Raw genomic sequence first — 16,746 nt, forward strand, 5'->3', positions numbered from 1 at the left:
TCCAGTGACCCATTCAATAGGAGGGCGGATAACATGATCGAGATCGAAAAGCCTAGTATTGTAGTTGAACGATTAGACGACGACGGCAATAAAGGAAGATTTGTCGTAGAACCGCTGGAAAACGGCTATGGAGTCACCTTGGGCAATTCCCTTCGGAGAGTCCTGCTCTCCTCCCTGCCGGGATGCGCCGTGTCCTTTGTCAACATTCGTGGCGTAGAGCACGAATTCAGCGTCATCCAGGGCGTACTGGAAGACGTTCCGGAAATCATCCTAAACGTCAAAGGCATCGTGTTGCGCAGCGACCAGGACGAACCCGTTCGTCTGAGCGTAGAAAAAGTCGGGGCGGGCGAGTTGACCGCGGCGGATATCGAAGTGCCCGCCGGGGTAGAAATCGTCAATCCCGACCATCATATCGCGACCTTAAACGAAGACGCGGACCTGTATATGGAACTCGTCGCGGAACGCGGCCGCGGATACGAGCCCAGCGAACTGAAAAAAGACGAGATCACCGAAATCGGCGTGATTCCCGTCGATTCCAACTACACCCCCATTCGCAGGGTCAATTGGAACGTAGAAAACACGCGGGTCGGCCTCCGTACCGACTACGATCGTCTGATCCTCGAAGTCGAAACCGACGGATCCATGTCTGCCGATGCGGCGACGTCTTTGGCGGCCAAGATCCTTACGGAACATCTGGACCTGTTTATCTCCATGACCGAGACCGTAAACGACGTCAACATCATGGTGGAAAAACCGGAAGACAAAAAGGAAAAGGTCCTGGAAATGACCGTCGAGGAACTCGACCTGTCCGTTCGCAGCTTCAACTGCCTGAAACGCGCGGGCATCAACACCGTCGAAGAGCTGACGGATAAGACCGAAGACGAAATGATGAAAGTTAGAAATCTCGGGAAGAAGAGCCTGGAAGAAGTGCAGGAAAAGCTGTCTGAACTGGGTCTCTCTCTCAAAGAAGACGTTGAATAAAGGAGGAATCCATTGTGGCAAAACTCAGAAAATTAGGCCGCACGACTCCGCACAGAAGAGCCATGTTGCGTAATTTGACCACGGATCTTCTGCGCGAAGGCCGGATCGAAACCACAGTGACCCGTGCAAAAGAAACCAAGCGCATGGCGGAAAAAATGATCACCCTCGCCAAACGGGGCGATCTCCACGCAAGACGCCAGGCATTGGCCTACATCTTCGACGAAGACGTAGTGACCAAGCTGTTTGAAGAAATTGCGCCGAACTACGCGGAACGCCAAGGCGGCTACACCCGCATCCTGAAAAAGGGACCCCGCGTCGGCGACAGCGCAGAAATCGCCATCATCGAATTGGTATAAGAGCCGGCACGCCCGGCTACATAAAAGGCATCTCCAAAGCGGGGATGCCTTTTTCTTGCGGCAAAAATGCGGTAGAATGGTAGAGTCAATGAAAGAGGTGAACCCGTGAGAAAGATCGTACAATTTGTAATCCTATGGGCGCAAAACTTCGTGCTCTACGCCACCATGGCGCAGACCGAAGCGGCCCTTTCCGCACTGAGCGCCGCCATGACCGCCGCCTTCGAGTACGGCGTGCTCACTGCCCTTCATACGAAGAAAAAGCTAGCCGCCACCTTGGGCGTATTCGGCATGGCCGCCAAACTCGCCCTACATATGTACTACCGCTATTACGGGAGCTTTCCCGACATCTACAAGATGACCCAGGTCACCTACCTAAAAGATGTAAAGGAAGTCGTACTGGAGCTCATACACCCGCTATACCCGCTGTATTTGGCGCTGGGGATCGCCGCACTCGTCTTTATTCTACGGGATGCGGATGCGCCCAAAAAGCGCATATCGCCGGCGTGTTTTGTCGCGGCGGCGGCCCTCTACGGCATTTTGTTGGCGCTTCCCGGCACCGATTACGGCCTTTATAGCGGCGCCGCACGGCAGATGGCGGCGAGCCTTTCGGATTACGGGCGGGCGCAAAAAGTCGCCTCTCTGGTCGCCGAAGAAGACGACCTCGCGGCGGCCTATCCCGATTTGTTGACGCGCCTCGACCACAAAAACGCCTATACCGGCATCGGAAGCGGCAAGAATCTTTTGGTGATACAGGTCGAAAGTCTGCAGAACGACGTGATCGGGAAGCGATACAAAGGACAGGAAATCACTCCGCACTTAAACGCCCTGATCCGCGACCGGGGCAGCCTCTACTTTACGGACTATATGCAGATGTTGGGGCTCGGCAACTCCTCGGACGCGGAGTTCGTCTCGCTCTTTAGCCTATATCCCAACAATCGCAAGGGCGCCTACAGTCTCTATGCCGACAAAGACTTATACGGCCTGATCGATATGGCGAAAAATCGCGGCTACGATACCTTTGCCATGCACGGCTACCGGGGCGACTTTTACCACCGCGATGCGGTCTATCCGAAGCTGGGATTCGACGAAATCGACTTGGGCGAATCATATGCCCAGGACGATAAGATGGGCATGGGGCTTTCGGACGGCAGTTTCTTTCGCCAATCCGCCGAGAAGCTGATCCAGCGCCGCGGCGCGGACGCCGACCCCTTTTTCGGCTTTATGATTACCCTTTCGAGCCACACGCCCTTTTACTGCCCCGACAAATACAAGGCGCTTGAGATCGATCCGTCGATCGAAGGGCATATTCTCGGCAATTATCTAAACGCCATTCACTATACCGACGAAGCATTGGGGCAATTTCTCGACGAACTGGATCGGGCCGGGATCTTAGAAAATACGGTGGTGGCGCTCTATGGCGACCACTTCGCCATGACCAAAAACGATCCGGAGCAGACCGCGGACATGACCGCCTTTAACGGCAGGCCCTACGACTACGACGATATGATGAATATTCCGCTGATCGTGCACGTGCCGGGGGCGGATATACGAGAGACGGTTAAAACCACAGGCTCGCAGCTGGATTTTCTGCCCACCATCGCGAACATTATGGGCTGGAACGACGAGATCGCCGTCCTCTTCGGCAGAGATCTCTTAGAGCCGCAGACGGAAGAACACCGCGTCCTGCAGCAGACCTATATGCTGAAAGGGTCGTATCTGTCGCAAGCAGAACTCTTTGAGATCACCCGAGACGGCCATTTCGCCAATTCGCGCTATATCGACCGAACGAACAGAAAGCCGCTTGCCGTAAAGACGGCGGCGGAAAAAAGCGACGCGGCGAAAGAAACCATCGACCTTTCCAATGCGCTTTGCGAGACCGACCGCATCGGCGAGATGCGAAGGGCGGCGATGGAGGGAACAGAGCGGCTGGATGCGGCGCTAACCGTAATGCACGCCGGCGGCACCATAGACGGCATGCGCTACACCAATTTCAAGGAAACCCTGGACAAAGAGTATGCGGCGGGTAAGCGGTACTTCGAGATCGACCTGTCGGAGACCACCGACGACCGTCTGGTCTGCATCCATTCCTGGGACGGCTATACGCAGAAGTTTTTCGGCTACGGCGGAAGCGAAGAGACGCCGGTGAGCCGGGCGGAATTTCTGGCGCTCAAAGAACGCCACGGCTACACCCAGATGGACCTCTCCATGTTGCTGGACTGGTTTCGGGCGCATAAAGACGCGTATTTGATTACCGATATAAAGACCGACAATGTGCGCCATCTCGTGCGGGATTTCGCCGATGTGGAACCCGCCCTAAAGGCGCGCATTCTGCCCCAGATCTATGCCCAATCGGAATATGCGCCGGTGCGCCAGGCGGGCTTTGAGAAGATTCTCTATACCCTCTATCTTTCCGGAGACACGCCCCAAGAAGTGGCGGCATTTTATGACGCGGCGCGGCCCTATGCCATCACCGTGTCAGAACAAAAAGCGGAGGCGGGCTATGCCGATGTACTGCGCCGGGCGCAAATTCCCTACTATGTACACACCGTAAACGACGCCGATGCCGCCAAGGCATGGATAAAAAAAGGAGCCATAGGGGTCTACACAGACCGCCTATAGCTCTTTTTTCTTGCGTTTGTCGGGCAGATTCAATAAAAATACCGAGACCAAAATCAGCGCCATGCCCAATAGATCCGTCGGCGTAAAGGCCAGATGATAGATAAAGACCGCCACCAGGGTCGAAAAAATCGGCTCCGAAAGGGAGAAGATGCCCGAGCGGGTGGGTCCGGTGAGGCGCGCGCCTTCCATAAAGCTCCAGAAGGGGACGAGGGTGCCGCCGAAGATGCAAAAAAGCACCGCCGCGATCGATTCCTTGTCCCAGATGACGGCGGAAAAATCCGGTCGCGTCGCGAGGAACAAGAAGCCGCCGGCGAGGAGCATCGACGGCCCCAAGATTTCCATAGAATGGTAGGTCTTCGAGAGGCCGGTGGGAGCGAGGTTAAAATTGGCGAAGCCCACCGCCGAGACCGTGCCCCATAAGAGCGCCTGTTTGCTGATGGCGAGGCTGTAGGGATCGCCGCCGGTGACCATAAAGAAGAGCCCCGCCGAGCAGAGCAAAAGGGAAAAATAGACGATGGGTCGCGGCGCCGTGCGGGTCGTAATCGACGCATAGGCGATAATGATAAACAGCCCCGCATATTGCATCAATGTCGCCGAAGGCGCATTGGAATGGGAGATGGCGGAAAAATAGCCGAACTGCATACACAGGATCCCGCCCAGGGCGTAGAGCACAAAGGGCGGCCAGTTTTCGCGTTTGCGGACCACGCGAAAGGCGTAGCGGCCGCTGCGGAATAAGTCCGTTAAAAAAAGTACCACGCCGACGGCTGTGAGTCGGATTACGACCAAAACTTCCGGCGTAAAGTTTTTGTATTCGAATATGTAACCGCCGACGTTACCGTTGAGTGCCCACAGCAAGGTACATAGGGAAATGTAAAATAATCCTTTCAGCATAAAAAACCTCCTTCCCCTCCATGGTAACACGGAGACGAGAGGGAAAACAGCGCTTTGTGATTATTCTCTTCTTGACTTTCGGGCCCTGGACGAATACAATAAATCAGATGGATATCCTTGCTCAGAAATGAGCCGTCAGTCCACAAGGAGGTGAAACATGAACAAATATGAAATCGTCCTTATGTTCTATCCCGACGTCGATGCCGATGTACGCGAAAAGCACTTGGAAAGGCTCAAGAAGATCATCGAAGACAACGGCAGCATCCAAACGGCAGATGAATGGGGAAACCGAAAACTCGCTTACGAAATCGAATACTACAAGGAAGCATATTACGTACTCATGGAGTTTGAGGCACAACCGGAAGCGATCAAAGAGTTGGCGCGTATCGCCGGCATTTTGGATTCCGTAATGCGTCATATGATCGTCCGCGTAGATGAATAAGAAACGGGATTGGTGATATCGTGAATTTAGTTGTACTCTACGGAAGATTGACCAGAGAACCGGAATTACGTTACAGTCAAAGCGGCGTTGCCAATACATTTATTACCATAGCCGTGGATCGGGGCATGAGCCGAGAAAAGCGCCAACAAGCGGAAGCCTCGGGTCAACCCACCGCCGATTTTATCGCCGTAAAGGCCTTCGGAAAGACCGCGGAACTCTTGGGGAACTATTTCCACAAGGGCAATCGCATTGCCGTAGAAGGCCGCATCAATACGGGCAGCTACGAGAAAAACGGCGAACGCATTTACACCACGGATATCGTGGCGAACCGGGTGCATTTCATCGAATCTGCGCAGGAAGCGGGAAATGCCGGCGGCAATTACCAAAACACGCCGACCAATATGGCCTATCAATCCGAGGGACAGGACGCGTCCCGCAACAATTTCGGACCCAAGTCCGATGATGAAGGGTACTACCCGATCGACAACAATGATATCCCATTTTAACTATAGTTAAGGGGTGAGAACATGCAAAGAAGATACCGTTCCAGAAAAAAAGTCTGCATTTACTGTGCGGATAAGGACAAGGCAATCGACTACAAGGATACGCAAACCTTGAAGAGATTTATTTCCGATCGCGGAAAGATCCTTCCCCGTCGCGTAACCGGCGCTTGTGCAAAGCACCAAAGAAAGATTACCACCGCCGTAAAACGGGCAAGACAAATCGCTTTGTTGCCTTACAGCGCAGACTGATACAGAACAAAGAGCACTCCGCATTTGCGGAGTTTTTTTGTCAAAACTTTGAGGGCAACAGGGGTGCATGGCGCAAATAGTTTATAGATCTCCTGCGCGGAATATGATAAACTGATACGGTATGAGGTGATATATTGTTTCGAGATATACGCGGCTTGCGGGCGGCCAAGCTGTTTTTATATGCCATACTGCTGACGGCGGGCGGGGTGTTTTTCCCCGTGCTGTTCGCATTTATACCGGCACTGTTTGTATCGGAAATGCGCCTGCAGGGCGTATTGCCCGTCTCCGCGCTTTTTGTCGGCGTCTGCGTGATCGTCGGCTTTCTTATGGACCCCATGCTGGGGCTGTCGCTCCTTACGACGATGGGGCCGTTGATCTTGATCTTGGATTACTGCATGCGCACCGACCGCCCCGTGGATAAGACGCTGCTCGCGGGCGCGGCGATCTTTCTGATCGGGCTCGGATTTGTCCTATACCGATCGGGCGCGCTCGCCTCCATTCGAAGCGGAGAGATGCTCAAGCAGATCTACGCCGTACAAAAAGACGTACTCAGAGAGACGGAGCTTTCCGCCATGGAAAAAAACCGCATGGCGATCTACCTGGGAGGCGTCCTGCGCCGCGTCTTCGATCTTCTGCCCGCCTTCTTTTTGCTGACGGGACTGGGCGTCTCGTACACGTCCTATCGCCTGGGCGGCAGAAATATGCGCGCATTCGGCGAGAAGGTCATTTGTCCCGGGCCGTTTTTTCTGCTCAGAGTGCCCAAGATGCCGGTCCTTGCGGGGGTGGCGGCACTCGCGACCGCTTTTCTTATGAACCTTCTGTTCGACTTAGGCATACAGGTCTTTTTGCTGAACGGCATCGTCCTTTTGTCGGGACTGCTGTCTTTTCAGGGGATGAGCATCGTAAACTTTTATCTCTTGCGTTTTGTGCCCTCCCCGATCTTGCGGGGCGTGATTATGATCCTGACTCCGATCCTGCCCATCGGACAGATGGCACTCAGCGCCCTGGGACTGTTGGATCAGGCGCTGGACATTCGGGGCATAGAAGGAGTGTGACCGACGGTGGACCCACAAAGATTTAGCTTAAAGGACTTCCGCCTGTATTTGGCGGTAAGCGGCGTCACGGCGGTGGCACTGTTTACCTACAACCGGATTCTGGGCACCGTCGCCCTGATCCTCACCGCGATCTGCGCCTATTACGCCTATAACAGCGCAAAGCGATACAATCAGGAACTCGACGACCGGATCAAATATCTGCATAAAGACTTTGAGAAGGTCACCGAACAGACCGTATTTGCCATGCCCTTTCCCATGGCGGTCACCGACGAGGCGGGAAAGATTTTGTGGCACAATTCCCGTTTTTCCAAGTTATGGGATACGAGCAGTTTACAAGGGGAATTCTTGCCCAAACTCGTCGACGATCTCGCCACCGAAGAAAAGGGCCTAAAGGCCATCGAATCGGGCGAGGAAATCACCGTCGCCGAAAATCCCTATGCCGCCTACAGCAATTTGGTGGCGCTCTCGCGAAACGGCAAGGAGGACAATCTCTGTCTGTTTTATTTCGTCGACCGTAAGGAATACAAGGATCTCGAGCTCCTCTATACCGACACGCGCGGCGTCGTCTTGGTGGTGGAAGTCGACAATTTCGACGAAGTGGTCGACGGCGCCCCCACCTCCAAGCGGCCCCTGTTGATCGCAGAAATCGACCACAGCATCAACGAGTACTTTCGCTCCCGCAACGCCCTCGTGCGCAAGTTCCAGGAGGATATGTACTTGATCGTAATGCGCGAGATGGATCTCGAGTCGGTGTATGCGCAGAAGTTCGACATCTTGGACACCATGCGGGAAATCGACGCGGGCAATACAATCAGCGTTACCATCTCCGCCGGCGTAAGCCGACCGGGCCTAGCCTTTATCGACGCCTATCGCGAGGCGGACACCTGTCTCGACGTGGCGCTGGGCCGCGGCGGCGACCAAGTGGTCGTACAGACCGAAGACAACTACGCCTATTTCGGCGGCAAGAGCAAGGCGGTGGAAAAGCGAAACAAGGTGAAGGCGCGGGTGCTGGGAATCGCCCTGCGCCAGCTGATCGAAAAAGCGCCCCGTGTCTTCGTCATGGGCCATACCAATCCCGATATGGACTCCATCGGCGCCGCCGTCGGCGTAATGCGTGCCGTCGCCAATCAGAAGAAAGAGGGCTATATCGTCCTCAAAGAATCCAATCCTTCCATCGACGTGCTGATGAAGCGCATGCAGGCGGAAGCGCCGGAACTGTACGCACGCATTATACCCGGCACGCGGGCGGAAGAGCTGATCCGCCAAGGGGATCTGTTGATCCTCGTCGACAACCACAAGCCCTCGTTTACGGAGTATCCGCCGATCTTGGAAAAGACGGTCAATGTCGTCGTGGTGGATCACCACCGGCGGGGCAAGGAGTTTGTCACAGACCCCGTGCTTTCCTATGTGGAGCCCTACGCATCCTCGACCTGCGAGCTGATCACCGAGATGCTCACCTATATGTATAAGGACGTGGAGCTTACGGATTTTGAAGCGGACGCTTTGATGAGCGGCATTGTAGTGGATACGAAGAACTTTACCTTCCGCACCGGCGTGCGCACCTTCGAGGCGGCCTCCGCCCTAAAGCGCAGCGGCGCCGATATGTCCAAGGTCCGCTTTTTGTTCGAAGACGATTACGACACCATCGTCTCTCGCGCCGAAGTGGTACACAATGCGCGGATCGTTTTCGACAACATTGCGATTTCTCGCCTGGTCGACGATATGCCCAATTCGGTGCTCGTCAGCGCCCAGGCGGCGGATGAGCTCTTGGGAATTCACGGTGTTAAGGCCTCCTTTGTTCTCAATCAGAAGAAAGGGGTCGTTCACATATCCGGACGCAGTTTCGGCGAGATCAGCGTACAGCTGATTCTCGAAAGATTGGGCGGCGGCGGCCATCTCAATATGGCTGGCGCCCAAATCGAAGGGGAAGATATCGACGAAGTGGAACACCGCCTCGTCGAATCGATACAATGGTATTTAGATAAAGGAGAGAAAGAATCATGAAAATCATCTTATTGGAAGACATCAACAAATTGGGTAAGGAAGGCGACCTCGTAGACGCCAAGCCCGGTTACGCCCGTAACTACCTCTTTCCCCGGAAGATGGCTGTAGAAGCGACGCCCGAAAACATGGAAAACTGGAAAGAAATGAAGGCAAAGGAAGCCGCCGACGAACAAGCGCGCGTCGAAAAGGCACAAGAAACCAAGGCCCTCCTCGAATCCAAGAGCATCGCGCTTACGGCAAAGGGCGGAGAAGGCGGAAAGCTCTTCGGCGCCATTACCACCAAAGACATCGCCGGCAAGGTCGAAGAAGTCTTCGGCGTAAAGCTCGACAAGAAGAAGATCGACCTTTCCGACAATATCAAGACCGTCGGCAACCACACCGTTCCCGTCAAACTGCACGGTGACATCAACGCGGATCTGACCGTCGTCGTCGAAGCGGAATAATGGACAGACCGGACGTGGGAAGGACGCCGCCGTATGACGAGCAGGCGGAGATTTCGGTACTCGGCGCCATGCTCTTGGAGAAATCCGCCATTACCACGGCCATAGAAATATTGCGGGTGGAGGATTTCTACTACGATAGCCATAAGGCGATCTACGAAGGCATCCTCAGCCTCTACAATCAAAACGAGCCGGCCGACCTCATCACGCTGTCCGCTTTTCTCAAAAAGAGCGGGCAGATCGATGCCGTCGGCGGCTATACTTATTTGGGGCGTCTGACCACCGGGGCAGGCGCCGCTTCCAATACGGAAGCCTACGCCAATATCGTCAAGGAAAAAGCGACGCTGCGCGAGTTGATCCGCGCCGGCAGCCAAATCGTCGAAGACGGCTATCGCGACGACGACGAGGTGGGGGCGATTATCGAAAAGGCGGAAAAGACCATTTTCGACATCACCCAGGACAATCAGAGAAACGGTCTGGTCGATATGTCCGAGGTCATGGTGGATACATTCACCACCATGCAGGAGCGCGCCGCCAACAAAGGGGGGCTTACGGGGCTCACCACGGGTTTTATCGACCTGGACCGCAAACTCTCGGGGCTTCAAAAGGCGGATCTCGTGCTTCTCGCCGCCCGCCCTTCGATGGGAAAGACCGCGCTGATGGTGAACATCTCTACCAACGCCGCCATCAAGGCGGGTGCCACGGTGGCGATGTTTTCACTCGAGATGAGCCGCCAGCAGCTTTCTCAGCGGATTCTCTCGTCGATCTGCCATGTGGATCTGATGAAGATTATATCGGGGGATCTGAGCACCGAGGAGTGGACCAAGGTCATCGAGACCATGACCTATGTCAACGATATGCACATTATGATCGACGACACGGCGGGCATCAGCCCCCTGGAGGTCAAGGCGAAATGTCGCCGCCTCAAGGCGGAAAAAGGGCTCGATCTGGTGGTCATCGACTACCTTCAGCTGATGGAAGTCGGCGGCCGGGCGGAATCCCGTCAACAGGAGATCTCTGCCATTTCCCGACAGCTCAAGGGCATCGCCAAAGAACTCGACGTGCCCGTCATCGCCCTCTCGCAACTTTCCCGTGCGCCCGAGATGCGCGCCGACCACAGGCCCATTCTCTCGGATTTGCGGGAATCCGGCGCCATCGAGCAGGACGCGGACATCGTCATGTTTTTGTATCGGGACGAGTACTACAATCCCGAGACCGAAAAGCAGGGGCTCGGAGAAGTCATCATCGCCAAGCACAGAAACGGCCCCACGGGGACGGTAGAACTCTTGTTTAAAAACGAATACACCAAGTTCGTCAATCTACAGGTGTAACGGAGGATTTATGGATATACTGAAAGTACTGTTTTTAGGGATTATCGAAGGGGTTACGGAATTTCTGCCGATTTCGTCGACGGGGCACTTGATCCTCGCCCACGAATTCGTCTCCTTGGATCCTCAAAGTTTTCAAAACGCCTTTGACGTGTGCATCCAGCTGGGCGCCATTTTAGCGGTGGTCCTGTTGTATTTTTCGAAGCTGTGGCCCTTCCGAAAAAACGACAGCGGCGAGACGCGCATCGACGCGCGGACCATGCAGCTGTGGCTTAGGGTCCTCGTCGGCGTGATTCCTTCCGCCGTATTGGGCTTTTTATTCGACGACTTTATCGACGCCCACCTCTTTCGGCCCGAAGTCGTCGCCGTGACCTTGGTGCTCTACGGGGCGCTGATCCTCGCCATCGAGCGGCGCAACAAAAAAAGACGTAGCGAAAAGCGGATCCAGCGGGTAGAGGATATTCCCTACGGCATGGCGCTTTTGATCGGGCTGTTTCAGTGCCTCGCCATGATCCCCGGCACTTCCCGAAGTGCCGCCACCATTTTGGGCGCATTGATCCTCGGCGTAGGGAGGGGCGCTGCGGCGGAATTCTCGTTCTTTCTCGCCATCCCCACTATGTTTGGCGCGACGCTGTTAAAGACCGTAAAGAACGGATTGCTCTTTTCCGCCTACCAATGGTTCTTGATCCTCTTAGGTGGCGTAGTGAGCTTTTTTGTGGCGGTCTTCGTCATCCGAAAGTTTATGGCCTATATCCGAAAGCGCGATTTTCAGATTTTCGGCTACTATCGAATCGCCCTCGGAATCATCGTCTTTTTGTACTTTCAATTTCAATAAACCATCGCCCCGCACAATTGGCGGGGCTTTTTCATGCCAAAAAGGATTGAGAAACTGTATTGATTACTTGCAGCCGCGAGGACGGGGTGCTATAATATAGACAATGATAAATAGTATTAGTTGAGGGGCTTCGGCCCTTTCTTAATCGGCAGCGTTGATAATTTGTTTCAATACAGGAGAGGTACATATGAATCTATTATTGGCTCCCAAAGACGTAGACCTAAAGGTTTTAAAGATACGCACAAAGCGCTTGGACAAACAGCAGCTGAACCACTTGCAAAATCTCGGGTTTGTGGAAGGTGCCGACGTACGGGTTATCTCCGACGTCGACGGTTCCGTCATTGTGCGGGTAAAGGGCGCGCGCATCGGCCTCGGCAGAGAACTCGCCGAGTGCATCCGCGTCGCGGCGTAAGGAGGAAAGCATGCGACTGAACGAAGCGGCACAAGACAGACATTATGTCGTCGAGAAAATCGAAGGAAAGGGCCCCGTAAAGCGGCGCATTATGGATATGGGCATCACGCGCCATACCGAAATCTATGTGCGCAAGTTCGCCCCCTTAGGCGATCCCATTCAGGTCACGGTGCGGGGCTACGAGTTGAGCCTGAGAAAGGCCGATGCCGCGCTGATTGTGGTGCGGGAAGAGGAGGCGAAAGCATGATTCGCATGGCGTTGGCGGGAAACCCCAATAGCGGAAAGACCACGTTATTTAACGCCCTGACGGGCTCCCACCAGTATGTGGGCAACTGGCCCGGGGTCACCGTCGAAAAAAAGGAAGGAAGCTATCGAAAAGATTCGGACATCGCCATAACCGACCTGCCCGGCATCTACAGCTTAAGCCCGTACACCTTGGAAGAAGTGGTGAGCCGGGAGTACTTATTGGACGGCGAAGTCGACGTGATCATCAACATCGTCGATGCGGTCAACTTGGAGCGCAATCTCTATCTGACCACACAGTTGATGGAACTGGGCATCCCGGTGGTCGTCGCCTTAAACCGCATGGACGTGGTCCGCGCCAATGGCGATGTGATCTATGCGGAAAAGATCGAAGCCGCACTGCGGACGCCGGTGGTCGAGATTTCGGCCCTCAAAAAGGAAAACCTCGACGGGCTGATCGAGGCGGCAAAAAAGGCGGCCATCGAAAACGCCGCCCCGCATCCCGTCTACGAAGACGAGGTGGAAGAGGCGGCGGCCGATATTCTGGCGACCGTGCCCTCGATCGGCGAATCCGGCGCCGCACGGTTTTATGCCATGAAGCTCATAGAGGGCGACGAAAAGTTGGACCTCACGTTGACGGATTCGGAACGCGCGGCCCTCGATGCGCGGATCGAGTCCTTGGAAGAGGCGCTGGATGACGACGGCGAGGGAATCGTCACCGAAGCGCGGTATCTGTATATTGCAGATATCGTCGCGGGAAACTACGTCTCTGCGCGAAAGGGCGGCACCCGAAGCGACAAGATCGATGCCATCGTCACCAATCGCGTGTTGGCACTGCCGATTTTTGCCGCCATTATGACCTTTGTCTACTTTGTAAGCGCCAAGGTCGTGGGCGGGGCCGTCACCGACTGGGTGAACGAAGAGCTCTTGGGCGGCTATGTCGCGGGCTTTTTGTCCGACGCGCTTACGGCGGCGAACACCGCCGATTGGCTCCACTCCCTCGTCATCGACGGGGTGGTGGCGGGGATCAGCGCCGTATTGGGCTTTTTGCCGGTGATCGCGACGCTGTATTTCTTCCTCGCGATTTTGGAAGACGTGGGCTATATGTCCCGGATCGCCTTTATCCTCGACCGGATCTTCAGAAAATTCGGTCTTTCGGGCAAGAGCTTTATCCCCATCTTGATCGGCACCGGCTGTTCCGTGCCGGGCATTATGGCCACCCGAACCATCGAAAATGAGCAAGACCGCCGTATGACGATTATCGTGGCGAGCTTTATGCCCTGCGGCGCCAAGACCGACATCATCACGCTATTTGTGGCCGCCTTCGGCATTTGGTATCTGGCGCCCATCGCCTATTTCAGCGGAATCCTCGCGGTCATTCTGTCGGGGCTGATTCTCAAAAAGACATCGCTCTTTCAAGGCGAGCCGGCGCCCTTTGTTATGGAGCTGCCGGAGTACCACATCCCCTCGGCAGAAAATGTGTTCAAGAGCGTCTGGAGTCGCTGTAAGGCATTCGTCAAAAAGGCGGGTACGATTATCCTCTTGGCGAGCGTCGCCATTTGGCTTTTGCAAAATATCTCCATTCACGGCGAATTCGTCGAATTTGCCGATTCGAGCGACAGCATTCTCGCCGCCTTGGGACAGGTCTTTGCGCCGATCTTTGCGCCCCTGGGCTTCGGCAACTGGATGGCCACCGTCGCAAGCGTCATGGGCCTGGTCGCCAAAGAAGCGGTGGTCTCTACCTACGGCGTGATCAGCGGCTTGGGAGAAGAGGCCGCCGGGGCGGGCCTTCTCGCCTTTATCGGCGGACAGTTTACCCTGTGGAGTGCCATCAGCTTTATGTTGTTTAACCAACTGAATATCCCCTGTTTTGCCGCCATCGGCGCCATCAAAGGGGAGATGCGCTCGAGAAAGTGGACGACTTTTGCCCTCGTGTACCAAACGCTGTTTGCCTATGTAATCGCCCTGATCGTTTATCAACTGGGCGTATTCTTTACCGGCGGCGGCTTCGGCATCTTTACGGCGATCGCCTTCGTCTTGATCGCGGGCATAGTGTGGGCGATCTTTCGAAAACCCGCGAAACCGGCGGCGCGCCCTTCTGTGGACCGGGCGCTGTCATAAGGAGGATAGGATGGGAAATATACTGGTAGGCGGATTGCTGATCGCGGCCATCGCATGGGCCGTGCGCTCTGTCAAAAAGAGCGGCGGCGGTTGCGACAGCTGTGCAGGTTGCAGTGGACAATGCCATAAAGGCTGAGAACGGAGCGGTTTTGCCGCTCCTTTTTTTGGGAAAAGGCGCTGCAAAATTCAAAGTAAAACACTATGATTTGCAAAAAATATTCCTATAAAACGAAATTATTTACGTTTTCGTCTTGAATTTCTCATAGCGGATGCTATAATGAAATCAGGAAGTGAATCATGTGATCGACTTTTCGATTACATAACTGAGTTTTTTGGAGGTATTTGATTATGGCACATAAAATTACCAGCGAATGCATCGCTTGCGGCGCTTGCAAACCCGAATGTCCCGTAGACTGCATCAGCGAAGGCGACATCTACTCCATCGATGAAAATGCTTGCATCGACTGCGGTTCCTGCGCAGCTGTTTGCCCCACCGGCGCTGCACAACCCGAATAAATATTACAAAAAAAGGCGCGATACGCGTCTTTTTTTATGTGCTGTTTTCAAAGATCGACGCAGAACTTTGCAAGAAAATTGATCTGTGGTATACTTATTTTGTATCAAGTGAATATCGACGAAGATGAGGAGCAGTAGCAAAGAAAGCGTGCCAGAGAGTCTGCGGTAGCTGTGAGCAGATACGCGGCATTTGTGAATCCACCTCGGAGTCTGTGCAAGGAAGCGAATCGCCTCGGCGATTAATTTGGGTGGCAACGCGGGTCCGTCTCGTCCCATTAGGGACAGGCGGCCTTTTTTTTATTGGAGGAGGAAATATGTTAGACATTCGCTTTATTCGGGAAAATCCCGACGTGGTCAAAAAAAATATGGAGAAGAAGTTTCAACACGACAAACTTCCCTTGGTCGACGAGCTCATCCGCTTGGATGTGGAAAACCGTTCGGCCAAGACCGAAGGAGACCAACTGCGCTCCGACAGAAATAAGCTGTCCAAATCCATCGGCGCGCTGATGGGGCAGGGCAAAAAAGACGAAGCCGAAGAAACCAAGGCCAAGGTAAAGGCGATCAACGATCGCATCGAAGCGTTGGAAAAAGAAGAAGGGGAAAAATCCGAACGAATTCGCGAGATTCAAATGGCGATTCCCCAAATTATCGACGATTCCGTGCCCATCGGCAAAGACGACACGGAAAACGTAGAAGTGGATCGATTCGGCGAACCGGTGGTGCCCGATTACGAAGTGCCCTACCATATCGACATTATGGAGAGCCTAAACGGCGTCGATCTCGACAGCGCCCGCAATACCTCCGGCAGCGGCTTTTACTATCTGAAGGGCGATGTGGCGCGCTTGCACTCGGCGATCCTCTCCTATGCCCGCGATTTTATGATCGACAAGGGCTATGAGTACCATATTCCGCCCTATATGATCCGCGGCAATGTGGTCAGCGGCGTTATGAGCTTTGCGGAAATGGAAAACATGATGTATAAAATCGAAGGCGAAGATCTGTATCTGATCGGCACCAGCGAACACTCCATGATCGGAAAATACATCAACACCATCACCGAAGAGCACACCCTTCCGCACCGCTTGACGAGCTATTCCCCCTGCTTCCGCAAGGAAGTTGGCGCCCACGGCATCGAGGAGAGAGGGGTATACCGAATTCACCAATTCGAAAAGCAAGAAATGGTCATTATCTGTAAGCCCGAAGAGAGCATGGCATTCTATGACGAACTGTGGAACAACACCGTGGAATTTTTCCGCAGCCTCGAGATCCCCGTGCGCACCCTGGAATGCTGCTCCGGCGACTTGGCGGATCTGAAGGTCAAGAGCGTCGATGTGGAAGCATGGTCCCCGCGGCAGAAAAAATACTTCGAAGTCGGCAGCTGCTCCAACTTGGGCGATGCCCAGGCGCGCCGCTTAAATATCCGCGTCCGCGGCGAAGATGGAAAATTGTATTTGGCGCATACCCTGAACAACACCGTCGTCGCCCCGCCCAGAATGCTGATCGCCTATCTGGAAAACCACCTGCAGGAAGACGGCACGGTCTTTATTCCCGAACCCCTGCGTCCCTATATGGGCTTTAAGGAACGGATCGAAAAGAAATAAATTGACGATCCCCAAAAGCCTTTGATATACTATCCCCACAAGAGGGAGTAACAGCAACACTTAGTCGTCAATTCGGTTATGCCCGGCTAAGTACCGCATCTGCGGTTGTGAGACTTTTGTCCTATGGGCAAAAGTCTCTTTTTTATCGAA

The 16,746-nt window shown here is 54.3% G+C and carries 18 protein-coding genes and 1 other annotated feature; of the genes, 17 read left to right on the plus strand and 1 reads right to left on the minus strand.

What is annotated here, in order from left to right; genetic code table 11:
• Nucleotides 1-33 precede the first annotated feature (33 nt).
• The 3 genes from QO008_RS06550 to QO008_RS06560 all read left to right on the plus strand — a co-directional run bounded on the left by QO008_RS06550 (nt 34) and on the right by QO008_RS06560 (nt 3,956).
• Complete coding sequence (locus QO008_RS06550) at nt 34-981, plus strand: DNA-directed RNA polymerase subunit alpha (RefSeq protein WP_307385246.1); 948 nt, start codon at nt 34-36, stop codon at nt 979-981.
• Nucleotides 982-995: 14 nt separating this feature from the next.
• On the plus strand, nt 996-1,337 hold the full coding sequence (gene rplQ, locus QO008_RS06555; RefSeq protein WP_126465795.1) for a 50S ribosomal protein L17: 342 nt from the start codon (nt 996-998) through the stop codon (nt 1,335-1,337).
• A 105-nt stretch (nt 1,338-1,442) separates the two neighbouring features.
• The gene (locus QO008_RS06560; protein ID WP_126465793.1) at nt 1,443-3,956 is read left to right on the plus strand and encodes a sulfatase-like hydrolase/transferase; all 2,514 of its coding nucleotides are present in this window, start codon (nt 1,443-1,445) and stop codon (nt 3,954-3,956) included.
• On the opposite strand, the gene QO008_RS06565 is transcribed toward QO008_RS06560, so the two are convergent.
• Nucleotides 3,951-4,847, minus strand: coding sequence for a DMT family transporter (locus tag QO008_RS06565; RefSeq protein ID WP_307385249.1), 897 nt, complete (start codon nt 4,845-4,847; stop codon nt 3,951-3,953). The genes QO008_RS06560 and QO008_RS06565 overlap by 6 nt on opposite strands.
• A 157-nt stretch (nt 4,848-5,004) precedes the next feature.
• On the opposite strand from QO008_RS06565, the gene rpsF reads away from it, so the two are divergent.
• The 14 genes from rpsF to serS all read left to right on the plus strand — a co-directional run bounded on the left by rpsF (nt 5,005) and on the right by serS (nt 16,596).
• Entirely contained in the window at nt 5,005-5,289 is a 285-nt protein-coding gene (rpsF, locus tag QO008_RS06570; RefSeq protein WP_126465790.1) for a 30S ribosomal protein S6, read from the plus strand.
• A 20-nt stretch (nt 5,290-5,309) separates the two neighbouring features.
• Entirely contained in the window at nt 5,310-5,795 is a 486-nt protein-coding gene (locus QO008_RS06575) for a single-stranded DNA-binding protein (RefSeq protein ID WP_126465788.1), read from the plus strand.
• A 21-nt stretch (nt 5,796-5,816) separates the two neighbouring features.
• A complete protein-coding gene (gene rpsR / locus QO008_RS06580) occupies nt 5,817-6,041 on the plus strand; it encodes a 30S ribosomal protein S18 (RefSeq protein ID WP_126465785.1) in 225 nt (74 codons plus the stop codon).
• Between the two features lie 134 nt (nt 6,042-6,175).
• A complete protein-coding gene (locus tag QO008_RS06585) occupies nt 6,176-7,096 on the plus strand; it encodes a DUF2232 domain-containing protein (RefSeq protein WP_307385252.1) in 921 nt (306 codons plus the stop codon).
• Between the two features lie 6 nt (nt 7,097-7,102).
• The gene (locus tag QO008_RS06590) at nt 7,103-9,100 is read left to right on the plus strand and encodes a DHH family phosphoesterase (protein WP_307385253.1); all 1,998 of its coding nucleotides are present in this window, start codon (nt 7,103-7,105) and stop codon (nt 9,098-9,100) included.
• Complete coding sequence (gene rplI, locus QO008_RS06595) at nt 9,097-9,543, plus strand: 50S ribosomal protein L9 (protein ID WP_307385255.1); 447 nt, start codon at nt 9,097-9,099, stop codon at nt 9,541-9,543. The genes QO008_RS06590 and rplI overlap by 4 nt, the downstream gene beginning before the upstream one ends.
• Entirely contained in the window at nt 9,543-10,871 is a 1,329-nt protein-coding gene (dnaB, locus tag QO008_RS06600; protein WP_307385257.1) for a replicative DNA helicase, read from the plus strand. Before rplI ends, dnaB begins: the two co-directional genes overlap by 1 nt.
• A gap of 10 nt (nt 10,872-10,881) precedes the next feature.
• Nucleotides 10,882-11,703, plus strand: coding sequence for an undecaprenyl-diphosphate phosphatase (locus tag QO008_RS06605; protein WP_307385259.1), 822 nt, complete (start codon nt 10,882-10,884; stop codon nt 11,701-11,703).
• 187 nt (nt 11,704-11,890) lie between these two features.
• Nucleotides 11,891-12,115: a FeoA family protein gene (locus QO008_RS06610; protein ID WP_126465774.1), complete on the plus strand. Its 225-nt coding sequence runs from the start codon at nt 11,891-11,893 to the stop codon at nt 12,113-12,115.
• 10 nt (nt 12,116-12,125) lie between these two features.
• Complete coding sequence (locus QO008_RS06615) at nt 12,126-12,362, plus strand: FeoA family protein (RefSeq protein ID WP_126465772.1); 237 nt, start codon at nt 12,126-12,128, stop codon at nt 12,360-12,362.
• Nucleotides 12,359-14,479, plus strand: coding sequence for a ferrous iron transport protein B (feoB, locus tag QO008_RS06620; RefSeq protein ID WP_307385262.1), 2,121 nt, complete (start codon nt 12,359-12,361; stop codon nt 14,477-14,479). Before QO008_RS06615 ends, feoB begins: the two co-directional genes overlap by 4 nt.
• 10 nt (nt 14,480-14,489) lie before the next feature.
• Nucleotides 14,490-14,615, plus strand: a complete 126-nt coding sequence (locus tag QO008_RS06625) for a FeoB-associated Cys-rich membrane protein (protein WP_126465768.1) — start codon at nt 14,490-14,492, stop codon at nt 14,613-14,615.
• A 212-nt stretch (nt 14,616-14,827) separates the two neighbouring features.
• Nucleotides 14,828-14,995, plus strand: a complete 168-nt coding sequence (locus QO008_RS06630; protein WP_126465766.1) for a DUF362 domain-containing protein — start codon at nt 14,828-14,830, stop codon at nt 14,993-14,995.
• A 112-nt stretch (nt 14,996-15,107) separates the two neighbouring features.
• Nucleotides 15,108-15,273, plus strand: a binding site (T-box leader).
• 36 nt (nt 15,274-15,309) lie between these two features.
• The gene (serS, locus tag QO008_RS06635; RefSeq protein WP_126465764.1) at nt 15,310-16,596 is read left to right on the plus strand and encodes a serine--tRNA ligase; all 1,287 of its coding nucleotides are present in this window, start codon (nt 15,310-15,312) and stop codon (nt 16,594-16,596) included.
• Nucleotides 16,597-16,746: the final 150 nt, after the last annotated feature.

It is taken from the genome of Aedoeadaptatus ivorii (assembly GCF_030815095.1).
Lineage (GTDB): Bacteria > Bacillota > Clostridia > Tissierellales > Peptoniphilaceae > Aedoeadaptatus > Aedoeadaptatus ivorii.

What these genes read in the sequence shown, in the direction of transcription:
- rpsR (WP_126465785.1), top strand. Translation starts at nt 5,817, where the DNA reads ATGCAAAGAAGATACCGTTCCAGAAAAAAAGTCTGCATTTACTGTGCG.
- rplI (WP_307385255.1), top strand. Translation starts at nt 9,097, where the DNA reads ATGAAAATCATCTTATTGGAAGACATCAACAAATTGGGTAAGGAAGGC.
- serS (WP_126465764.1), top strand. Translation starts at nt 15,310, where the DNA reads ATGTTAGACATTCGCTTTATTCGGGAAAATCCCGACGTGGTCAAAAAA.
- QO008_RS06605 (WP_307385259.1), top strand. Translation starts at nt 10,882, where the DNA reads ATGGATATACTGAAAGTACTGTTTTTAGGGATTATCGAAGGGGTTACG.
- QO008_RS06625 (WP_126465768.1), top strand. Translation starts at nt 14,490, where the DNA reads ATGGGAAATATACTGGTAGGCGGATTGCTGATCGCGGCCATCGCATGG.
- QO008_RS06550 (WP_307385246.1), top strand. Translation starts at nt 34, where the DNA reads ATGATCGAGATCGAAAAGCCTAGTATTGTAGTTGAACGATTAGACGAC.
- rpsF (WP_126465790.1), top strand. Translation starts at nt 5,005, where the DNA reads ATGAACAAATATGAAATCGTCCTTATGTTCTATCCCGACGTCGATGCC.
- QO008_RS06610 (WP_126465774.1), top strand. Translation starts at nt 11,891, where the DNA reads ATGAATCTATTATTGGCTCCCAAAGACGTAGACCTAAAGGTTTTAAAG.
- QO008_RS06630 (WP_126465766.1), top strand. Translation starts at nt 14,828, where the DNA reads ATGGCACATAAAATTACCAGCGAATGCATCGCTTGCGGCGCTTGCAAA.
- QO008_RS06565 (WP_307385249.1), bottom strand. Translation starts at nt 4,847, where the DNA reads ATGCTGAAAGGATTATTTTACATTTCCCTATGTACCTTGCTGTGGGCA.
- dnaB (WP_307385257.1), top strand. Translation starts at nt 9,543, where the DNA reads ATGGACAGACCGGACGTGGGAAGGACGCCGCCGTATGACGAGCAGGCG.
- feoB (WP_307385262.1), top strand. Translation starts at nt 12,359, where the DNA reads ATGATTCGCATGGCGTTGGCGGGAAACCCCAATAGCGGAAAGACCACG.
- QO008_RS06615 (WP_126465772.1), top strand. Translation starts at nt 12,126, where the DNA reads ATGCGACTGAACGAAGCGGCACAAGACAGACATTATGTCGTCGAGAAA.